This is a genomic window from Pseudoalteromonas sp. 10-33, from assembly GCF_001469195.1.
GTDB lineage: Bacteria > Pseudomonadota > Gammaproteobacteria > Enterobacterales > Alteromonadaceae > Pseudoalteromonas.
Window position 1 is genome coordinate 257,418 of the sequence record NZ_LOFI01000023.1, and the last position, 21,553, is coordinate 278,970.

The 21,553-nt window shown below is 38.5% G+C and carries 22 protein-coding genes; 4 read left to right on the forward strand and 18 right to left on the reverse strand.

The genetic code is table 11. The features are described from left to right. Positions 1–14 precede the first annotated feature (14 nt). From ATS76_RS12000 to ATS76_RS12075, 16 genes are all read right to left on the reverse strand, one after another. Positions 15–290, reverse strand: a complete 276-nt coding sequence (locus tag ATS76_RS12000) for an HU family DNA-binding protein (protein ID WP_006793424.1) — start codon at positions 288–290, stop codon at positions 15–17. 207 nt (positions 291–497) lie between these two features. Beyond that, positions 498–1,037 (reverse strand): DUF3833 domain-containing protein, encoded by a 540-nt coding sequence (locus ATS76_RS12005; RefSeq protein WP_058405148.1) that lies wholly within the window; start codon positions 1,035–1,037, stop codon positions 498–500. 1 nt (position 1,038) lies between these two features. Beyond that, the gene (locus tag ATS76_RS12010) at positions 1,039–1,527 is read right to left on the reverse strand and encodes a chalcone isomerase family protein (protein ID WP_058552393.1); all 489 of its coding nucleotides are present in this window, start codon (positions 1,525–1,527) and stop codon (positions 1,039–1,041) included. Between the two features lie 46 nt (positions 1,528–1,573). Continuing rightward, positions 1,574–2,077: a DUF2878 domain-containing protein gene (locus ATS76_RS12015; RefSeq protein WP_058552328.1), complete on the reverse strand. Its 504-nt coding sequence runs from the start codon at positions 2,075–2,077 to the stop codon at positions 1,574–1,576. After that, positions 2,055–3,317 (reverse strand): SAM-dependent methyltransferase, encoded by a 1,263-nt coding sequence (locus ATS76_RS12020; protein WP_058405146.1) that lies wholly within the window; start codon positions 3,315–3,317, stop codon positions 2,055–2,057. The genes ATS76_RS12015 and ATS76_RS12020 overlap by 23 nt, the downstream gene beginning before the upstream one ends. Before the next feature lie 49 nt (positions 3,318–3,366). Beyond that, positions 3,367–4,095, reverse strand: coding sequence for a DUF1365 domain-containing protein (locus tag ATS76_RS12025; protein ID WP_058552329.1), 729 nt, complete (start codon positions 4,093–4,095; stop codon positions 3,367–3,369). Continuing rightward, on the reverse strand, positions 4,088–5,344 hold the full coding sequence (locus ATS76_RS12030) for an NAD(P)/FAD-dependent oxidoreductase (RefSeq protein ID WP_058552330.1): 1,257 nt from the start codon (positions 5,342–5,344) through the stop codon (positions 4,088–4,090). Before ATS76_RS12030 ends, ATS76_RS12025 begins: the two co-directional genes overlap by 8 nt. After that, a complete protein-coding gene (locus ATS76_RS12035; RefSeq protein ID WP_058552331.1) occupies positions 5,341–6,051 on the reverse strand; it encodes an SDR family NAD(P)-dependent oxidoreductase in 711 nt (236 codons plus the stop codon). Before ATS76_RS12035 ends, ATS76_RS12030 begins: the two co-directional genes overlap by 4 nt. Positions 6,052–6,053: 2 nt before the next feature. Then, positions 6,054–6,482, reverse strand: a complete 429-nt coding sequence (locus ATS76_RS12040; RefSeq protein WP_058405142.1) for a nuclear transport factor 2 family protein — start codon at positions 6,480–6,482, stop codon at positions 6,054–6,056. 1 nt (position 6,483) lies between these two features. Further along, complete coding sequence (gene phrB / locus ATS76_RS12045; protein WP_058552332.1) at positions 6,484–7,878, reverse strand: deoxyribodipyrimidine photo-lyase; 1,395 nt, start codon at positions 7,876–7,878, stop codon at positions 6,484–6,486. Continuing rightward, a complete protein-coding gene (locus tag ATS76_RS12050) occupies positions 7,878–8,831 on the reverse strand; it encodes a YbgA family protein (RefSeq protein ID WP_058405140.1) in 954 nt (317 codons plus the stop codon). Before ATS76_RS12050 ends, phrB begins: the two co-directional genes overlap by 1 nt. An 8-nt stretch (positions 8,832–8,839) precedes the next feature. Beyond that, positions 8,840–9,520: a ChrR family anti-sigma-E factor gene (locus tag ATS76_RS12055; protein WP_058552333.1), complete on the reverse strand. Its 681-nt coding sequence runs from the start codon at positions 9,518–9,520 to the stop codon at positions 8,840–8,842. Beyond that, positions 9,513–10,136, reverse strand: coding sequence for a sigma-70 family RNA polymerase sigma factor (locus ATS76_RS12060; RefSeq protein ID WP_058552334.1), 624 nt, complete (start codon positions 10,134–10,136; stop codon positions 9,513–9,515). Before ATS76_RS12060 ends, ATS76_RS12055 begins: the two co-directional genes overlap by 8 nt. A 67-nt stretch (positions 10,137–10,203) precedes the next feature. Beyond that, entirely contained in the window at positions 10,204–10,782 is a 579-nt protein-coding gene (locus tag ATS76_RS12065) for an LON peptidase substrate-binding domain-containing protein (RefSeq protein ID WP_171034603.1), read from the reverse strand. Positions 10,783–11,017: 235 nt separating this feature from the next. Continuing rightward, positions 11,018–11,290 carry a hypothetical protein gene (locus ATS76_RS12070; RefSeq protein WP_058405137.1) on the reverse strand — a complete coding sequence of 91 codons (273 nt, stop codon included), beginning with the start codon at positions 11,288–11,290 and terminating at the stop codon, positions 11,018–11,020. A gap of 336 nt (positions 11,291–11,626) precedes the next feature. Further along, positions 11,627–11,959, reverse strand: a complete 333-nt coding sequence (locus tag ATS76_RS12075; RefSeq protein WP_058552335.1) for a hypothetical protein — start codon at positions 11,957–11,959, stop codon at positions 11,627–11,629. Positions 11,960–12,110: 151 nt separating this feature from the next. Here ATS76_RS12075 and trhA point away from each other — a divergent pair, with 151 nt between their 5' ends. Together trhA and ATS76_RS19080 are read left to right on the forward strand one after the other, a co-directional pair. Next, positions 12,111–12,740 (forward strand): PAQR family membrane homeostasis protein TrhA, encoded by a 630-nt coding sequence (gene trhA, locus ATS76_RS12080; RefSeq protein WP_058552336.1) that lies wholly within the window; start codon positions 12,111–12,113, stop codon positions 12,738–12,740. A 300-nt stretch (positions 12,741–13,040) separates the two neighbouring features. Next, positions 13,041–16,010, forward strand: a complete 2,970-nt coding sequence (locus ATS76_RS19080; protein WP_235590932.1) for an EAL domain-containing protein — start codon at positions 13,041–13,043, stop codon at positions 16,008–16,010. A 15-nt stretch (positions 16,011–16,025) separates the two neighbouring features. Here the strand turns inward: ATS76_RS19080 and ATS76_RS12090 are convergent, their stop codons facing one another. Beyond that, positions 16,026–16,325, reverse strand: a complete 300-nt coding sequence (locus tag ATS76_RS12090; RefSeq protein WP_058552337.1) for an MGMT family protein — start codon at positions 16,323–16,325, stop codon at positions 16,026–16,028. After that, on the reverse strand, positions 16,315–17,217 hold the full coding sequence (locus ATS76_RS12095) for a LysR family transcriptional regulator (RefSeq protein WP_058552338.1): 903 nt from the start codon (positions 17,215–17,217) through the stop codon (positions 16,315–16,317). Before ATS76_RS12095 ends, ATS76_RS12090 begins: the two co-directional genes overlap by 11 nt. A gap of 122 nt (positions 17,218–17,339) precedes the next feature. Here ATS76_RS12095 and ATS76_RS12100 point away from each other — a divergent pair, with 122 nt between their 5' ends. Next, a complete protein-coding gene (locus tag ATS76_RS12100; protein WP_058552339.1) occupies positions 17,340–18,422 on the forward strand; it encodes an efflux RND transporter periplasmic adaptor subunit in 1,083 nt (360 codons plus the stop codon). Between the two features lie 2 nt (positions 18,423–18,424). Next, positions 18,425–21,502 (forward strand): efflux RND transporter permease subunit, encoded by a 3,078-nt coding sequence (locus ATS76_RS12105; protein WP_058552340.1) that lies wholly within the window; start codon positions 18,425–18,427, stop codon positions 21,500–21,502. Positions 21,503–21,553: the final 51 nt, after the last annotated feature.

Consider the following 21,553-nt stretch of genomic DNA (forward strand, 5'->3'; position numbering starts at 1 on the left):
ATTTGTAAAACCGATTATAGGTTTACTTGGTCTTTAAGACCTTTGCCTGCTTTAAAGCTTGGGATAGTTGCCGCTGCGATTTGGATCTCAGCACCCGTTTGAGGGTTACGGCCAGTGCGTGCTGCACGTTCTTTTACTGAGAAAGTACCAAAACCAACTAATGCTACTGAATCACCTTCTTTAAGTGCAGAAGTTACAGCACCAGTAAATGCGTCTAGCGCACGGGTAGCAGCGGCTTTAGAAATTTCCGCGTCAGTAGCAATTTTTTCAACTAATTGAGCTTTATTCATTGTTAGATTCCTATTCGTTATTATTTTGCCTTCGCAAAACCTATCTTTATGTATTTTTTAAAAGTTAGCAACAGCAAATTGCAATTTTTAGTTAAAATCTTATAAAACACATAAAATTATATTAATTTCCGCTAAAATACAGCATCTTGTGTTAACAAAGACTTAATTTTTGTACAATTTTGGTGCGTGTTCATCAACGTGTAAAAACTATATTTTTTCGATAACTAAGGTCACTTCCCCGACCTCGACACCAAACTTAACAATAGATGTGCGGTTAATCAAGCGTGATTGTGTTACCAAATACATCCAGTCATCAAAATTAACGTCTAAAGTACTCCCGTCATACGGAAGCTCAACGTTATAATTCCAATGAAATACACTGCCATCACTCTTACCTTTTGCTACACCAAGAACGTCAGCAGCAGTGCCTGTAAGAGTGTTATCATCGTTAAGAGTTATTTTCCAGATGCGTTTTTGTGTTTCACCATCATCATACACAAAATCTTCTTCTATAACGCCCTGGTTGCCCTCCCACGTAGCGTTCATGTCAACCACTAACTTACGGGTTAATTCACCTTTAAAGTCTTGCACTACGCCGTAGGCTTTTAATTTACCGCTAAAGAACGTTTTAAAGTCAAAATTGGGGGTTGTTTTACTGTAATGCTCAACGCTAGGTGCAGAGCAGCTAACTAAAAGGAGCGCAAGTACGCACACAAAAGTCATTTTTAACGCGTTATTAATAGTCATTTTAATTCCCTAATAGTTTTTTTCTTAAAGCCGGTTCAGACGTATTTTCAGCTAACCAAATAGCTAAAAAATCACTCGAAAAGGCAATATCATCAATTACACCTACTTTTTCATCGTTAAAGAAAAAAGTACTTTTGCCTTGTTCGTCTGTAATCAAGGTTAAAGAGTCGCCTTTGCTTATGTTTGGCCAAAGCGATAAAAGCTGCTTATCGTATTTATTAACTAAATCTTCCTTACCAATTAACTCCCACTGCTCATTAGTTGCTTTTACAATTTCTTTGGCTTCAAAATCACGTAAGTAGGTAAGCTTAAATTTGACAGGGTGTTCACCCAAGGCATAATCGCCAGAAGGAGTATATAAGGTGGCGTCGTATACATCCCAAAACAAATACTCCATTCTACCCTCACCCACTTTGCTAAATTCATCATTAGCAAAAGCAGAAGTACATAATAATAGGTACAGCAAAGTTGTATTAATGAGTGCTTTCAACATTAAAGTCCTTATTTAAATAAAAAATTAACTAGGTAAATCGGCCTCAAGTAGGAGGTATTATCGACTTTATTTTTTGATTTATAAGTACAATGAGCGTAAAGGCTGCTGACCACATCGCACCGTAGGCTAACCAAAATTGCCAAAGGGGTAACCCTAAATCAATTACGTTAAATCGTGCCCCCGCCCAATAACTAGCAGGTGCAAAAACCAAACAAACAACAAAAACTTGCCAAAATTTTAAACGACTCAAAAAGTGCATCGATGTGTTTAATGATAGTAGTAGTGCGGCCCATAGAAAAACCAACCACAAAGGAAATGGATCGACCTTGAACGCAAGTAAGCCAAGCTCTACAGAAATATATTCGAGCAATAATGCAATTGGGAGTGCTTTCAGTAAGAGTAATGCGTCTTGTTTTTTTTGTTTTGATAAATAAAACATTAAAACAATAATAATCGAACTAAATAAAATTGATTTTCCTTCAAGCAGTAATGATAAAAACCACACTGCTTGAAACAAAACAAAATTAATAAGCGAGTGCAATTTCATCTACACTGCTACTAAAGCGAGGTTTACGCGCCATTAAATGTACGGTACTGGTTGCACGGGTTCTAAATGCACCTTCACAGTACGCAAAATAAAATAACCATAGCCTATAAAAGCGGTCATCAAATTTTGAGCGGTCTAGGTCTGGCCAACTCTTGATAAAGCGCTCACGCCAATCAGCTAACGTTCTTGCGTAATGCGTTCCAATATCACTAACAGTATGAATGACCATATCGGTGTTATTCTTAATTTGCTCACTCATTTCGTTTAATGAGGGTAAACACCCACCTGGGAAAATATACTGCTGGATAAAATCTGAATTTTTAAGGTAGTGCTTATAACGCTGATCGCTAATGGTGATTGCTTGTATCAACATTGCGCCATCGTCCTTTAGCAAGGACCCACATTGCGTAAAGAAGCTAGGTAGATATTCGTGGCCCACCGCCTCAATCATTTCAATTGACACTAATTTGTCGTATTTGCCTGTCAGCAACCGATAGTCGAGTTTAAGGAGCGTTATTTTATTTTCTAAGCCTAGCTCTTTAACTTTTTGAGCGACATAATCGTATTGCTCATCAGATATCGTTGTAGTCGTTACTTGGCAGTCATAATGCGTTGCCGCAAAAATGGCAAATGCCCCCCACCCTGTACCAATCTCTATTACTGAGTCACCGGCTTTCAATTCAACTTGTTCACAAATACGCTTTAGCTTGTGTTGCTGAGCATCTTCTAAACTGGCATCTTTTGAGGGATATACTGCACACGAGTAAAGCATCTCCTTACTTAAAAACGACTCATATAAATCGTTACCTAAATCATAATGAGCAACTATATTTTTCTTGGATCCCGACTGAGAATTTTTGTTTTTTAAATGAGTCAACCTGTTAGCAATATTACTGAAAAATGCGAATTTTCTTTCAAATTCATCCAGCTGCTTCTCATTTATGGCAAACAATTCAATTAGTCGCGTTAGATTGTCACAACTCCATTGACCTAAAATGTAAGATTCGCCTGCACCAACACTGCCAGACAGCGCAAATGCCTTATACATCGCTTTGTCGTGAATTGTTACCGTTACTTTTAAATCAGATGATGCATCTCCAAAAACAAGCTGCAGATCTTCATCAATCACTGTGATTTGCCCTGTTTCTATTGAAGAAAATGCTTTAAATACTAATTTTTTATAAAGCCCTGTAAACCAGCCTGTGTTTTGTTCGCAATTTAAGCTAGACACTTTTTCCATTAGAACACCTATGTTATTTTTATTACTGCTTGTATGTAATTTGTGACTTTTAAGAATGGCCTAAAAAAGGCACTCTTTTTATAAACAGCTTCAACGCTTGGTAATAAATACCTTTAAATATTGTCCACGTCATTGCTGGGAAACGCTTTAACAACTGACTCATTTCTTTTTCAGTCAGTTCTTTGCGGGTTAATCGAAGAGTAGCATCAAATAGCAACTCTCCATCCCGCTTATTTTCAATATGAATCAACGTTTTATCTTGCGTTAACCTGATTGTCCAGTGATAGTTCATATCAAGATTCATAAAAGGTGATACGGAAAATACTTTTTTAAAGTTCACTTTTTTCTCTAGAGGTATCAAGTAGTAGTGTCGCTCATTCCATGGTGTATTACTAACCTCAGCGACCATGTAATTAAATTCACTGTCACTATTACCATAAAAAAAGAAGTTTACTGGGCTAAAGTAAATACCAAAGCAACGAAGCTGTCCAAGCATGTAAACGTGGCTAAAAGTCTCTGTTACACCAAGCGATAATAACTGATGATTTGCACGTTCAATGATTGAAGCATCATTATTATGGGGACTATTAACAAAATAGTCTGATTCGTTAAATTTTAATGCTTTTGAACCAGACGTACCTAACCATTTATGCTTATTATTCAATTGCTCTGGATTATTGAGGTCAACCCACATCATATACAGTGGATTACTAAAATGATGAGTCTTAACAGCAAAACGGCGATGCTTAACATCGCCTAAATAAACAGCACTAGTCAAACTCAACCCCTAACTGCCTTGCCACATCGACACCACTGCGCACACCATCTTCATGGAAACCGTTGTACCAATAGGCACCACAAAAATAACTATTATTTTGACCATCGATAGTTTGTTTAAGCCCTTGCGCAGCGATGGAGTCTTTATTGAAAACAGGATGATGATAAGTGAATTCACGCAATATTTTGCTTTTATCTATCCCTTCAAGGTGGTTTAACGTAACACAAAACTGAGTATCTGATTGAATACCTTGCAATATATTCATTTGATAAGTAACAACAGCTGCTTTGTCGGTGTTTTTGTTTAATAAATAGTTCCAACTAGCCCAAGCAGCTTTTCTGTCAGGTAGTAGATTTGTATCTGTGTGAAGCACAACAGAGTTCTCAGTGTATGGGATTGCACCAAGTACAGATTTTTCTTGGCTTGTTGCATCACCAAGTAATTTAAGTGCTTGATCTGAGTGGCATGCAAAAACCACCTTATCAAATATATGCTGCTCACCATTGGAAAGTTCAATGGTTACTTCGTCATTTGCACGAATTACCGATTTAATATCAGTGTTTAGCTTTATTTTATCAGCAAACCCTTTTATTAATGGATTAATGTATTGGCGTGAACCACCAGGCACAACATACCACTGAGGTCTATTTGTGATATCTAAAAGGCCATGATTAAAGAAAAATTTTACAAAAAACTCTACACCTACATTTTCCATTTCCTTAATACTAGTAGACCAAATAGCTGCGCCCATGGGTAGGATATAATGATACTTAAAAAAGTCATTAAACTGATTCTCATTAAGAAGCTGGCCCAATGTTTGAGATTGTTGGTATTCGCCTTTTTCGTGTATGGCTTTGCATAGTTTGTTAAATTTAACTATGTCAGATAACAAGCGCCAAAATTTAGGCCTAAAAATATTTCTTCTTTGTGCAAACAAACTGGTGAAGGTATGGCCATTGTACTCAAAGCCTGTTGCCTCATTATGAACACTGAAACTCATTTGGGTTTCTTGCTTTTTTATGCCAATGCGAGCAAGTAGCTTTTCAAAGTAAGGGTAGGTTCTGTTATTAAAAACAATAAAGCCGGTATCCACTGCGTAATTAACGCCCTTAACAGCTACGTCAACTGTCGCAGTGTGCCCGCCAATATAATCGTTTTTTTCAAATAAAGTGACATCGTAGTGTTTGTGAAGCAAATGCCCACAGGTTAAACCTGATACACCAGTTCCAATTATTGCTATTTTTTTCAACGGGTTAATCCTTTTGCTATTTTAAGCCAAAGCGGTAAAGGTAAAATCCGCAATGCTTTTAATATAAGCGTAAAACGATACGGAAAATGTACTTCTTTACGTCGCTTGTTTATTCCTTTGATCATATAATCAGCCGCTTCTTCAGCGGTCACTGCCATAGGCATAGGAAAATCATTTTTTTCTGTTAGAGGTGTTTTAACAAATCCAGGATGAACTAACGTTACATCTATGTCGGTCAAATCAACCGCTAGGCTTTTAGCCAAATAACTCAAGCCTGCTTTTGACGCGCCATAAGCCTCAGAACGGGGCAAGGGCAAGTATGTAACGCTTGAACTAACAACAACTAACTGGCCGCCACTTTTAACTTTGGGAAGCAACGCCTCTAGGCAAAAGCCTACCGACAGTAAATTGGCATTAATTACTCGTTCAAACAGGGCACTGTCAAAGTTTTTCGCATCGTCTATGTATTCACAATTGCCTGCATTTAGAATAACGCGGTCAAAGTGAGGGTACCCAATCGTTGCTTCTTTGATATCCTTTAAGTTTGTTGCGTCAAACTTACAACTTTCAATATTGTTGTGTTGTGAAAGCTCCGCTAATTTTTCTGTATTACGGCCACATGCAATAACAGTGTCACCCATTTGTGCATATTTAATTGCTAATTGCTCGCCAATACCTGACGTCGCGCCTGTTATTAAGGTAACCATAATTAACCCGCCCTTTTATCAATGTAATTAACCACACTGCCTAATATAGGGATGTGTTTGTAGAGTAGTTCGCCGACATTGAAGTAATCACGGTGCTTAATAATTTTTTCATTATCAAAAATTAATTTACTGTGCCCCTGCACAGATATGGTTTTACCAGAGGCCAGCTTGGGATGTGAATAATGCATTGTCCAATAGACAAATGCATTGTTATTAATACCAAACGAATCTGTAATATCAAACTGACAGTGCTTAACGTTGCTATATAAATTTGCAAAATAGTCTCGCAAACTTACTATGCCGTTAATTTCGTGCATTGGATCAATAAATTGAATGTTGTCGGCATAAATATCACTTAATAAATCCAAGTTAGAACTATTGAGTTGCTGGTAAATATCAACAAATTTATCTACTGGTAACTGGTTATCCATATCATACCTTAAATGCAGCGAGCGCACGTTCACGTGCAGCTTTGTGATCAACAATTGCTGGCCAATAACATTCACTTCCTTTGCCTGTTGCAGCTAAGTAAGTATGTGGGAAATGAATGTGTTTATCTGGCACATTTTCAAGCTCAGGCAAATACTTACGTATAAACTTACCTGTCGGATCAAATCGCTCACTTTGGGTAACAGGGTTAAAAATTCTAAAATACGGTTGCGCATCACAGCCTGTACTTGCAGCCCATTGCCAGCCACCATTATTTGAGGCTAAATCACCATCAATAAGGTGCTGCATAAAAAATCGCTCACCCTCACGCCAGTCAATTAATAAGTGTTTGGTTAAAAAGCTGGCTACTACCATTCGTAAACGGTTATGCATCCATCCAGTTTGCTTTAGTTGTAACATGGCTGCATCTACTAATGGGTAACCCGTACGCCCTTCGGTCCATGCGTTAAATTCTTTTTCGTTTTTGCGCCATACAACCGGATTATATTTCTCGTTAAAGTTTTCACCACGCGAAAGCTTAGGGTACTCTGCAATAAGATGCCTGTAAAACTCACGCCAAATTAGCTCGTTAACCCACGTAAATGTTTTACTTTTTGATGTGGTGAGTATGTCGGGGTAACGTTGCTGTATATTGATCAATAATTGTTTTGGGCTAACTATACCCAGCGCTAAATATGGGCTCAAACCCGATGTACCTTTAACACTGGGGATGTCACGCTGATCGTCGTAGCTTGTTAACTTATCGCAAATAAAATTATCAACAACGGTTAAAAGCGTTTCATCATCAACGGGCCATTTATCCGAACTACCATCGCTTTCAAGGTACTGGCTTTTTTCAATTTTTATAGGGTTTTGTTCTAGTGGCCATTGTGCCAAGCTAAAGTGGGTGTCTTGATATTGCTTTAACCATGCGCGTTTAAATGGTGTGAATACTTTATACATTTCATTACTTTGGTTTTTAACGCTACCAACAGGCGCAATTAAATCCCCTTCATATAACGTAAAAGTAATAGAACGTTTGTCACACTGTGCTAGAACGGCCTTGTCGCGATTAACCTCGTTTAATTCGTATTCTGTATTAGCAATAATGTGCTCAATGTTGTTAGTTTCACAAAACGAAAGTAATTCAGTTTCACAGTCGTCGAAACTAGGGGCATTAATTACATGAAGCGTTATACCATAATTGGCAAGTTGGTCTTGTAAATAAGCAACACGTCGATTAAGCAAATCAATTTGTATGGGCGCTGCTTGGTGCTGTTGCCACTGCTTTTCGCAAACAAAAAAAATGGCGTGTTTAGCGCCATTATTTAGCGCTTCTATTAACGCTTCATTCGAAAAAAGGCGCAAATCGCGCCTAAACCAAAATAATGTATTCATTAAATACCAAATCGTAGTTTTAAGTCATGAGGATAGGGATTAAAAAACACCTGTTTTTCTAGGTACTCTTTAGGGTGAACTTTTAGGTGGTGCTTAAGTAAAGTAAGAGGTACATAAAGCGGCACTAAACCAGAGCGATACTCGTCTATTGCTTCACGCAGTTCTTGTTTTTCAACCTTAGCTAAGTCTTTTTTAAAGTAACCTTGTAAGTGCATTAATGTGTTGCAATTATTACGGCGTGATGCAGGTTTTTTAAGCCCTGTCATTAAGCCTAAAATGTATTCATCAGCCAACGCATTTATGTCGTCACCTGTATAAGTTCCAAGCAATTTACCAAGTTCTCGATACGCTTGATAGTTGTGAGCCATTAATAAATACTTATGCTTGGCATGAAATTGAGTTAGGTGGTGAACACTTAACGGCTCTTTTACAAGCTGCTGCCAGCTATTTAAAACATATACGCGCATTACAAAGTTTTCACGTAAGTGCATATCGTTCAATCTGCCATTTTCCTCGCAAGGTAACAGCGGATTATGCTTCATAATTTGTTCGGCAAAAAAACCAACGCCCTCTGAGGTGTTACCTGTACCAGCCTCATTGTATATTTTTATACGCTCCATGCCGCAACTTGGACTTTTGGCGCAAAATACAAAACCACTCAACTCTTTAGCCTGCTCAGTCGCTACCTTTTTACCGTATTCAGTTAACTGCGGACCTACGTCGCCAGAGCCGTCAGGACGGCAGACTTTAATAGTGTCACCAACTCGAACTTGGCGAATTGTAGGTCGAGGTATTGGTAAGCCAACCGCAACCTCAGGACAAAAGCGTGTATATTCAACATGCTTTGCAAGTTCGTCCATACAAAAGTTTGACCTTTTGTGACCTGTATCAAATCTGACTTTTTCGCCTGCTAAGCAGGCGCTTATACCTATTTTTATTGTAGTTTTTTGCATGTAATCTCTTAGTAGATTAAATTACCAATTGGATTTAGTAACTTACTTAGCCCTTTATTAAAATGTAGCGCACTGCTCACAACTGTAAAGCATAAACACCCATCTTTTGTTATTGGCGTGTGTTGGTGGCTGCCATCTTGCCAAATAAAGTCACCTGGTACGTAGTGTCCGTCTTCATCACAAAACTCACCGTCTAGTAACAGGGTTATTTCAAAACCTGTGTGAGTATGTTCAGGAATTTCACCGCCAGCATCTATATGTAGCAAACTTGAGCGTAGCGCACCATCGTCTAATGCAACGCGTGAGCGAGCTAATTTGCCAACTTGAGTAAATTTGCTGTGTGAAATACGCGACAATGCGCGAGGCAATTGGTAGTTATGCTCATTAACACTTACTTTAACAGGTTCTACCTCATACACTTCATCTATAGAATCATCAGCAGTGATTAGGTCAAGCACGTTCATATCAAACTCTTCAAGCAATTGAGATTGGTTATCAATCGGTTGCTCAAAAGATTCGGTGTCTTCACTAAACAAAGCATCTGCATTGCTTGCTTCTATTTTTGCTACTTTTTCTTGGCAAACAGGACACATGTCTACATGTATCGAAACTGCAAGGCCCAAAGAGGCACTTAACGACGCTGAACAATACTCTGTAAGTAGTGTTTCACTCGGGTGATGTTTAATCATGCTGATCTCCCATTTCATTACGTAATTTCTGCAAGGCTAAACGTAATCGTGATTTTACCGTGCCTACTGGAATATTAAGTTGTTGAGCTAATTGCTCTTGCGACATATCTTGAAAATAAACCCCACGAACAACTTCGCGTTGTGCGATAGGCAATTTATCAAGGTAGCGTTTAATTTGTTTATCTTCTAAATGATCAGTGTATTCGTGATTTGTGTCTTCAGAATCGTTAATTAAAGGCCATATATCTTCGCTAATGTTTTCTTCTTTATTACTTTTCATCTTGCGAAGCATATCAAACGAGGCATTACGCATTACTGTGTAAACCCACGTAGTCGCAGCACCTTTATCGCTATTATATAAATGCGCTTTACGCCAAACTGACGTTAACGTTTCTTGCACAAGCTCCATCGCTTGTGCTTCAACACCAAACTGCTTTATTCCAAAGCGCTTAATTTTTGGTGAAAAATATTCAAATAAATAGGCAAATGCTTTTTTATCGCGGTCTTGTGCAACCGAAATTAATGCTTGCATAAGTTCAGAACTAGGCGTTTCTGGCATGGCAGTATACTTACCTGTGTTAGGTTCACAACGAGTTGACTGTTGTTGACTTACCATAGTAATTAATCCCATTATTGTTTTGATATGAGTAATACGTACAATAAATTGTGTAGGATCACATTATTTAGGCAAATTCGTTATTAATCACAGTATGGAGGAAATTGAGTAAGTTATCAAAGTTAGTTTCGAACGCAAGTTGTTGTTTTTTCTCGATCGAAATAGGTAATAGCTCAAGCCAACGTGCGGCTATCCACGCTAGGTTGTTAAAGTTAGTTGTTTTATAAAGTAGGTTTAATTCAGGGTTGCCATAAAACACATTGCGCAACGCATCATGTAGCAAAAAATGCTCCGCAACAGCAGTGTTTGTTTCGTTATACCAATAAGGCGTTTTGCAGTCAGATATTAAGCCATGACGGAGTTCTTCTTCGTCTTGGTAAACATCGTTAATTTGAACGCTTTTAGACGCAAAAACATCAATAAGCAGCACGTCATTGTCGTCTTGGTCAAAATCAATTATGTCAACCAAACAGCCTTGGGCGCTTATATTAAAAGGTGTGTCGTGCTCAAACGTACATAGTACAAAGCCCGTGCTATTTTTTAATGCAGTTTTAACCATATTTAAATAACGAGGCTCAAAAATACGCAAACGCGTGTAGCCTTCAGGTAAAATAAAAATGGGTAATGGGAAAATCGCACGTTTCATAAAGTCTACTTCTATCAATAACACTGCCTTTATTTACGTGCGTTTTTACTAAGTCGATCAGCTTTAAATAAACCGAATTAATTGCAATATATTTAGCTGGTTAAATATTAAGCCACCCGCCCATGCTCTTTAATGCTTGTACAGATACATACGCAGTTATAATACTCACTACAGGTGCTAACATAAGTGCAAATAATCCAAGTTCGGTACTCATCGTCTTATTCCTTTAAGTTGCTTATTTTGCGTTTTTTACTGCTGGATTCGTACTTTCAGCTACTTCATTACTGACTAAGTCAGCAGGCTCAATTAACGATTCAAGTGTTAGTTTTGTATCAAAATAAAGGGTATCTTTTATAGATTTTTCAAGCTCTATGGTGGTTTGCTTAATATAGCTTGTCACACTGCTTGTTAAAATATCAGTTACATCTAGGTCAACTTCTGTCGCGTTTACTTGCGAAGAACCTAATACTAATAAACTAGCCATAGCGATTTTAATTGAATGTTTCATAATGGTATTCCTTGTTGGTGTATTGTTTAGACGTAGTTATATACTCAAGGGTTGTGCCAAGATGAAAATAAAGTTTAAATTATTGATATATATAATTATTTTACAATGTAGGTAATTTATAAAAATTCAGGAGAGGTTAATTTAACCACGTAAATTTATTTTTTAGCCACTTTTTAGTTAAAATAAATAGTGGGTATGCTCAGTTTTATAGATTCGCAAAAGCATTAAATTAAAATGGTCGGTCAATCACAAAGTCATTATTAAAAACACGCAACCATAAATAATGGTTTTGAAATAATAAGATCAGTAAATATAAAAAGACTAATAGGCTTAGGCTTACTTTTTACCTAAACGAAAGGCATCAACCATACTCAACACCCAAATCACAATCATAAGTGGTAAGTATTTGTATTCTGCAAGTTTTGCACATGCTTGTGACGGCTCTTTTGCGGCACCAAATATAGAGGTAAGAGTCATAGGTATTTTCCCTGCCACAATTTCATTGGCTGTGCATTGTGCAACGGCAAAAATATCCTTCATCGTTAAAATTAATAACACCGAAAACACACCAGCAAATATTGCACCTATTAAATGCTTTTTTAACGAAAAGTGCCCAGCCCCTGGATAAATAATGGCTGTTAGTAATGCGGCTTTTAAATTTGCTTTCATGGTTTTTAACTTAAGCTATGTTGAAAATAGGCCAACCCATAGTGAATTATTTTTGTTTAAAATCAAGAAAAAGGTTTAACTTGTACAGTGATTGAAAATTTCAGCGTACACTTGTACACTAAACGCTAATTAAATAGTGGTAGGAGCAGTAATGTCACTCGACGCCCCTTATTCCCGTAAAGAAGAACAGCTCAATGTTATAAGCCATGCTCTGGGTATTATTTTTGCCGTGTTTGTTATGTGGGATCTATTTAGTCAAGCTACAAATCCCAAAGCCTATATAAGTACTGCAATATACGGTAGTACCTTGTTTATACTCTTTTTATCATCAACCCTATACCACGCCAGCGTCCAACCACGTTTACGTGCTTTATATAAGAAGTGTGACCACTGCGCCATTTATTTACTTATTGCTGGCACCTACACTCCTTTTTTATTGCTCTCACTTTCGGGGGCTTGGTCATGGGGAACACTCACTTTTATATGGAGTGTTGCTATTGCGGGTGTTGCGTACAAAATACTTGTTAAAAATGGTAATAAAAAAATATCCCTTGCCACTTACCTACTCATGGGATGGTTTGCATTAGCAATTATTTACCCGCTGTATTCAAACGTTAATATAAATGCACTTTACTGGCTATTAGCTGGCGGCGTATTTTATAGTGTAGGTACTGTGTTTTACAGCGCTAAAAGTACTCAATATAGCCATGCTATTTGGCACCTCTTTGTTATTGGTGGATGCGTAAGCCATTACATCGCTATTACCCGCTATGTGTATTAAGCAATAATACACATAGTCTTTTTTAAATATCACCTCATTACCTGCGTTTTTAGCTAATACCCTGGACATGTACTTATTAATAAAAATGATAACGAAATCTATCTCATGATCTAGAAATCTGTTTGCTATACTGAAAAAAAGAACTCAAAACGCCGTTGATTTAGATGGACGCGGCTAATACCAACTCGCTTAATTAATTATTATTGTTTGTTGGTATCAACAACGCTAGGTGTTATTACATTGTCATTATCTAAGACACGCCCAAAAATATTAAGCTTGTTTATCTATGCAAGACTCGTTTTGATCACTTTTTTAATATCAACACTTGCCGCCGTGTATTCAATTTACTTACTTGATCAATACATTTATCAGCAAAAGCAAATCTCTATAAGAGAAGTTTCAGGTAGTTACGTAAACCACATTAGAAATAACCTTAACCAAACGCTTTCTGCAGCCTATCCAATCGCAGCATTAATTCGCACACAAAATGGCAAAACAGATGGTTTTGAAGAGCTTGCATCTGAAATGTTAGCGCTCTACCCCGGCCTTGCCGCCTTACAACTTCATAAAAACGGTATACTTACACACGTAGTACCACTTAAAGGCAATGAAAGCGCTTTAAGCAATAATGTATTAGAAAATCCATTGCGAATTCAAGAGGCATTTTTAGCCAAACAAACCGGGAAATTAACCCTCGCAGGGCCGTTTGAGTTATTTCAAGGTGGAATGGGGGCTGCTGCTAGGCTACCTGTCTATCTAGATACGCAAGAGGGTAAAAAGTTTTGGGGTTTTGCTACAGCGCTTATTCGCTTTCCGGATATTCTGCAAAGCGTTGACTTAGCACAACTGCCACAGGCAGGTATTGGCTATGAACTTTCAAAAATCATGCCCGATACAAATGATGTACAAATTATTGTTAGCTCAAAAAACCAAAAAATAAAAAATACTGTAGACTTTAATATACAAGTGCCAAATGGGGTTTGGGTATTTAAAACTTATCCTATCAATGGCTGGAAAGATAGTAGCATGCTGTTATTTGGTGTTGCTATTGCAGCCCTGTTCATCCTTTTAACCACAGTCACTTCTTATTTAGTGACTCGCTTAAGAGCCAGTCACCTAAAACTAGAAAAAAAAGTAACGCAACGTACTCATGCACTACAAAATAATATTAAGGCACTTACCGATACCGAAAGACGGCTTCATCTGAGTCAAAAAGTAGGTGGGATTGCGACTTGGGAATGGGATATAAAAACCAATGTAATCCGTTTTTCTGAACATGGTATTAGATTAATTAACGGCAGTGTTAAACAACTAGAAATGACTAAAAATGAATATCTGGCCATTATTTACCCTGCTGATCGTGCCGATGTCATAAGAAATATAGAACAATGCATTGACGATGCAAAGGAATATAATATTGATCATCGTATTGTTAATAAACGCAGTGGAATTCGCTGGTTTAATACCAAAGGAACACTCGTTAGAGATAATCAAGGTATTGCAGTCACTATGTTGGGTGTATCAATCGATATTACTAAACGAAAGCTAATTGAGGAAAAGCTGCATTTATCTTCGCGCGTATTTAGAGATACTCACGAAGGCATTATTATTACTGATGCAAATCGACATATTGTTGATGTTAATCCTGCTTTTTGTCGAATAACCGGTTACAGCCATGATGAGGTAATAGGCCGCACCCCAGAGTTTTTAAACTCTGGTAAACAGTCAGACTCTTTCTATAAAGATATATGGCTACAATTAAACAAGGTTGGCCATTGGCAAGGAGAGATTTGGAACTGCAAAAAAAATGGCGAGCTGTATGCAGAGCTACTAACTATTTCCGTGTTAACCGATGATAACAACTTTACTTTTTACTTGGGAATATTTACCGATATAACCCAAGCTAAACGTCAACAAGAGCAACTAAGCCGAATTGCACATTATGATTTATTAACTAACTTGCCAAACCGTGTGCTGCTAGCAGATAGGCTTAGCCAAACCATGTTGCAATGCCGTCGACATAACAATTCACTGGCTGTGGTGTTTCTAGATTTAGACGGATTTAAGCAGGTAAATGATTCACATGGGCATGATATTGGCGATAAGTTACTTGTTGCGATCTCTATCCGTTTAAAAGATGCACTGCGTGAAGAGGATAGTTTAGCCCGTATTGGTGGCGATGAATTTGTTGCCGTATTAACCAACCTAGAATCAATTGCCGATTGTGTCCCTGTGCTCGAGCGGCTATTAGCTGCAGCAGCTAAACCGGTTACGGTGAATGACATTGTCTTAAATGTTTCTGCCAGTATTGGGGTGACCGTATACCCTGAAGATAATTTTGATGCCGATCAATTAATGCGCCATGCCGATCAAGCCATGTATATTGCCAAACAAATGGGCAAAAATCGTTATCATTTGTTCGATACGAGTCAAGGAGATACAGTTAAATTACAACAAAAAGGCATTGCGCTCATTCGTGAGGCTTTAGCGAATAATTGGTTTGTGCTTTATTACCAACCTAAGGTTGATATGCGAACCGGCGATATGATTGGCGTAGAGGCATTAATACGCCTGCAACACCCCGAGCGTGGCTTACTAAGCCCTATCGAGTTTTTACCAGCCATTGAAAACAATCAACTAATGATAGACCTTGGCGAGTGGGTTATTGATACCGCCTTGACTCAAATTAATCAATGGCAATCATTAACGCCAAGTTTAACTGTAAAAGTGAGTGTTAATGTTGCTGCAGTACAATTACAACAACCTGAATTTACCTCAAAGTTAACTGAATTACTATTGGCGCACCCACAAGTAAATGCAACCAATTTAGAGCTAGAAGTACTAGAAACCAGTGCACTGAGCGATGTGACCCATGTGTCTAAAACTATGCAGGATTGTAAAGCTTTAGGGGTTGATTTTTCGTTGGATGATTTTGGTACCGGTTATTCATCACTGACTTATTTAAGACGTTTACCAGCAAGTTTAATAAAAATAGATCAAAGCTTTGTTAGAGATATGCTTGAAGACTCGAGCGATTTAGCAATTGTAAAAGGCGTTATTGCGCTGGCTAATTCATTTAAACGAGGTGTTATAGCTGAAGGCGTAGAAACGCCTGAGCATGCAGCAACTCTTATGCTACTTGGTTGCCACTTAGCACAAGGTTATGGTATTGCCAAACCCATGAAAGCTGAGGCTATTCCTATTTGGTTAAACGAATGGACTGCTAATGAAATTTGGGCTTTAACTAACTTACATAAAATTGAGTATTAGCTGAGCTTTAGTTTACTACCAGCGGTACTTGGCCATATTAATACGCTGGTTAATAACAATGCCTTCAGTAATTAATCTCTCTCGTTGAATGTGATACTGAGGACAGCTCTCAGCAAACGATATTTTACCTTGGCTATTAACCACTCGATGCCATGGGATCGTCGAACCTTTTGGTATCTCTTTTAATAAACGACCTACCAACCTAGCATTATTAGGATAACCTGCAAGCGCCGCTACTTGGCCGTAACTGGCAACACAACCTTTGGGTATACTCGCTATGATAGTATAAATTACAGTGTGTTTATCAATATCCATTTTTATTAGCGTAGACCTTACTCAGCTGTTTAAATTGGTCCCATACAGTGCGTGCCACTGGGCCATGATGAATGGCGTGTTGCCTAAACGCTCTTATTTGTGCGCTAAATTTATGCTCGCGGTCGGTAATAAGGATTTCTTGTAATAAATCTGCTTTTATTTCAGGCGCGCAATGCTCTAAGCTCATCATGGCCCAACCAGCTCCTGAGAGTAAAAACGATTTTAAGGTCGCCACATCGTCTATTTTCATCATTGCGGAGCCTTTGGAATACGAAAGCCTTTCGCTGTCTATACTTAAATCGCTTTCAAACATTGCTAAGCAGGGGTAGTTTTGTAGTTGAGTATAAGTGAGCTGTTTGGGTAAAACCCCTTTTGCGCTTATTATTCCAATATCGAGCTTACCTATGGGCAAACTTTCTAAATCGCCAGTGGCATGAAATAAATCAAACCATGGGCCAATGCCTAGCTCTGCTTGTCCATTGTTTACTTGCTCTAACGACGCAAATCGTTTTCCACTGCTAATACAAAACTCGGTACTGGTAAACTGTTTAAAAGTATTACTTATGATCTGGTTGTAGCTTTGCTTATGACAAAGCTGCTCGTAACAAATTTTATATTGCGGTTCATTCCCTAATGAGAGCTCTTCTGCCAGTTTTGCAAGCTCGTCGTTCGCATGCAGCAGCTGTTGGGCTTCACGATGAAAGATACGCCCTTTTTCAGTCAGCTGTAATCTATACTTAGTTCTGTCTAAAAGCTCAAACCCTATTTGCGATTCTAGGTTTTTAATAGCCAATGTTAACGCAGGCTGTGTTTTATGAAGCTTTTGCGCAGCGCCGCTCAAACTTGCGCTTTGCACTATGGCATCTAATATTACTAATTGATTCAGCTTCATATACCGCCTCAAAACATTATAAGTAAAACTTATTGAGTCTCTAAAATTTAATGAATTTTATTTTATATGTTTGCAGCGTATCCTGCACTTAATTATTTTGCCAATATTGCAACGGAGAAGACATGAAACTCTTTCGTCTATGTTTACTAACAACGACCCTACTTAGCTTAATTGCCTGTTCTGAGCCAGAACAACAAGTTAAAGAAGAGCCCATTCGCCCTGTTAAGCTGTTCAATATTGGCCATGACTCTCAAATCAATATTCGTAGTTTCCCTGCTGAGGTGGTTGCAAACCAAGGATCTTACCTTGCATTTAGAGTAAACGGAGAACTTATAGAGTTTCCGGTTCTTGCCGGTGAACACGTTGAAAAAGGCGATTTACTAGCCAAATTAGACCCTGAAGATTTTCAACTGCAGTTTGATGAACGAAAGGCACGTTATGAGTTGGCAAAGTCGCAATTGAGCAGAATAGAGCAGCTATTTGAAAAGAAAATCACTAGCCAATCTGAGTTAGACCAAGCTTTAGCAAATATGCAAATAGCTGAATCTGCCTTTAAAATCGCTGAAACCAACCTCGAATACAGCGAGTTGCGTGCGCCATTTGCCGGTACCGTTGCAAAGGTATTTGTAAAAAACTTTGAAAACATTCAGGCAAAGCAAAATATTTTGCGCCTAGAAACTCGCGATTTAATGGACGTAGAAATTCAGGTTCCTGAAAAAATAGTGGCGCGTTTTAAAAAAGGCACTGATTACCATCCAACGGTTAAATTTGATGGCTTTGAAGATAAAGAATACACCCTCGACATTAAAGAATGGGACACCCAAGCCGATCCTGCAACACTGACCTATAAAGTGGTATTTTCGCTACCCGTCCCTGATGACTTTAACTTACTAGCCGGTATGACTGGCCGTGTTTTAATTGATTTAAGCAAAGTGACACGTTCGCAGGTTGCTTACACAATACTCCCTATTGAATCGGTTTTTTCTGATCCCCAAAAAGCGATTAACAATAATGCCTATGTTTGGCTTTATGATGAAAATACTGGCCAAGTCCATAAGCAAGCTGTTGAAGTTGGCCAATTACACCATGATGGCATAGAGGTACTTAGCGGTATAAAAGAGGGCCAAATTGTGGTGTCTGCGGGTGTTCACTCGATTGAAGAAGGCATGAAAGTTCGTCCATGGAATAAAGAGCGAGGCTTATAATTATGAGCTTTGCACAACTTTCCATAGAAAAAAAAGTAATTAGTTGGATGTTTGCCCTGCTGCTTTTAATTGGTGGTAGCGTATCGTATTTTGATTTAGGCCAACTAGAAGACCCTGAATTTACACTTAAACAGGCCATGGTTATTACCATGTACCCTGGCGCATCACCGCAACAGGTTGAAGAAGAAGTTACTTTTCCACTCGAAAATGCAATTCAACAGTTACCGTATGTTGATCATGTCACGTCTATTTCGTCAAATGGCAAATCTCAAATAGCCGTAGAAATGAAGAGCACTTATCGAAAAGAGCAACTTCGCCAAATTTGGGATGAAATGCGTCGTAAAATAAACGATCTTTCTCCGTCTTTACCCAGTGGTGTTTACCCAAGCACAATTTTAGATGACTTTGGCGATGTATACGGTGTTTTATATTCTGTTGTGGGTGACGGCTACTCTTACGATGAACTAAAAGACTATACCGACTATTTAAAACGTGAATTGGTATTAGTAAAAGGGGTAAGCAAAGTAACCATTGCCGGTGAGCAACAGCCACAAGTAATGGTAGAAATATCTACCCGTAAATTAGCCCAACTTGGTATAGCCCCTAGCCATATATTTGCTTTATTACAGTCACAAAACACGGTATCTAACGCAGGTAAAATTAGAGTGGGCGACGAATCAATTCGTTTTCACCCTACCGGCGAATTTAAAAATGTTAAAGAGCTTGAAACCCTGCTGATTTCTAAACCAGGTGCCAGCGAGCTTATTTACTTAGGTGATGTCGCCGAGGTATTTAGGGAATACGCTGAAGTACCTAATAATGTTATTAGATACAATTCTGAGCAAGCACTATTAATTGGCGTGTCGTTTATGAATGGCGTTAATGTGGTTGATGTAGGTAAACGTATTGATGCTCACTTAGCAGAACTTGAGTACCAGCGCCCGCATGGTATTGACGTGAATGCTGTTTATAACCAACCAAAAGAAGTAGAAACCTCGGTAGACGGTTTTATTGTTAGTCTGCTAGAGGCCATTGCGATAGTGATTGTGGTACTCCTTATTTTTATGGGCCTTAAAAGCGGCATTTTAATAGGCGGTATTTTATTACTAACTGTTTTAGGCACTTTTATTTTTATGAAGTTGTTTGCCATTGACTTACAACGTATATCGCTAGGTGCACTGATCATTGCCCTCGGTATGCTGGTAGATAACGCTATTGTTGTTACCGAAGGGATTTTAATAAACTTAAAACGGGGTCAAACTAAACTTAAAGCCGCTATTAATATTGTAGAGCAGACCAAGTGGCCATTATTAGGTGCAACCATCATAGGCATTACTGCGTTTGCGCCAATTGGTTTAAGTTCTGACGCAACGGGTGAGTTTGCCGGCAGCTTATTTTGGGTGTTATTTATATCGTTGTTACTTAGCTGGATAACCGCTATTACCTTAACGCCATTTTTTGCAAATCTTATGTTTTCAGAAAATGAGTTTAAAAAAGATAAAAACACCGAAGGCGATTCAGATAACGCCCCATACCAGGGGTTTATTTTTACAGGCTATAAAACACTATTAGATTTAGCAATGCATTACCGTAAATCAACTATGATCCTCATGGTTGTATTACTGTGCAGTGCCGTAGTGGGTTTTGGTTCGGTTAAGCAGTCGTTTTTCCCCGCCTCTAACACACCTATGTTTTACGTAGATTACTGGCAACAACAAGGTTCGGATATTCGTGCCACACTAGACGGTATAAAAAAGCTTGAACACTATTTGCAAAAAGAAGAACTTGTAGAAGAAGTAACAAGTACAACCGGGCAAGGTGCGCCACGCTTTATGCTTACTTATGCGCCTCAAAAGTCTTACTCGTCGTATGGACAACTTATTATAAGAGTAAAAAACCGCGAAGCAGTTGCGATTGTTATGCAAAAAGTCCGTGATTATTCTCAAAATACACCGTTATCAGCTCAACTAAAAATAAAGCCTATGGAAATTGGGCCTTCTACTGATGCAAAAATAGAAGCTCGTTTTACCGGCCCAGATCCTGTTATTCTGAGAAAACTCGCTGCAGAGGCTGAAAAACTAATGTCGCAAGACGACGGCGCCTTTAATATCCGAAACGATTGGCGTGCACGTACTAAAATGATTCGCCCACAGTTTAACGAGCAAAAAGCGCGACGTTTAGGGATCAGTAAATCAGACCTGGATGATGTGCTGCTTACAAGCCTTTCGGGTAAACAAGTCGGTGTATATCGTGATGGAACCCAGCTTTTACCTATTATTGCTCGCTCACCTGCGAATGAGCGCCTAAATGTAGACAGCGTTCATGACTTGCAAATATACAGCCCTGTTTTAGGTGTATTTGTGCCGGTAACGCAAGTAGTTGATGAGTTTATAGTTGAATGGGAAGATAGCCTAATAATGCGTCGCGATAGAAAGCGAACAATTACGATAATGGCCGATCAAAATGTATTAGGCGACGAAACAGCCGCTAAATTATTTGCCCGAGTACGAGGCCCCATTGAATCTATAGAGCTACCTCATGGCTACTCTTTAGAATGGGGCGGCGAATATGAATCATCTAGTAAGGCTCAAAAAGCAATATTCGGTTCTTTACCGCTGGGCTATTTAGCTATGTTTGCTATAACTGTTTTACTTTTTAATTCTTTAAAACAGCCTCTTGTAATTTGGGCTACGGTACCATTAGCAATTATTGGTGTAAGTGCCGGTTTATTAGCTATGAACGCACCGTTTAGTTTTATGGGCCTACTTGGGTTATTAAGCTTAAGCGGCATGCTTATTAAAAATGGTATAGTGTTAGTCGATCAAATAAACCTTGAGCTTCGCGATGGTAAATCGCCATATCAAGCAGTGTTCGAATCTGGCGTAAGCCGTGTGCGTCCTGTCGCAATGGCAGCTATAACCACAATACTGGGTATGATCCCATTACTATTTGATGTGTTTTTTCAATCAATGGCGGTCACTATTATGTTTGGTTTAGGCTTTGCCACTATATTGACACTAATAGTAGTGCCTGTTTTATATACTATGATTTTTAGAATTGAATACCAACCAAGTAAATAACGACATATTAAGTGTTTATCTAAATAAAAATGCCACAGCGTAAACTGTGGC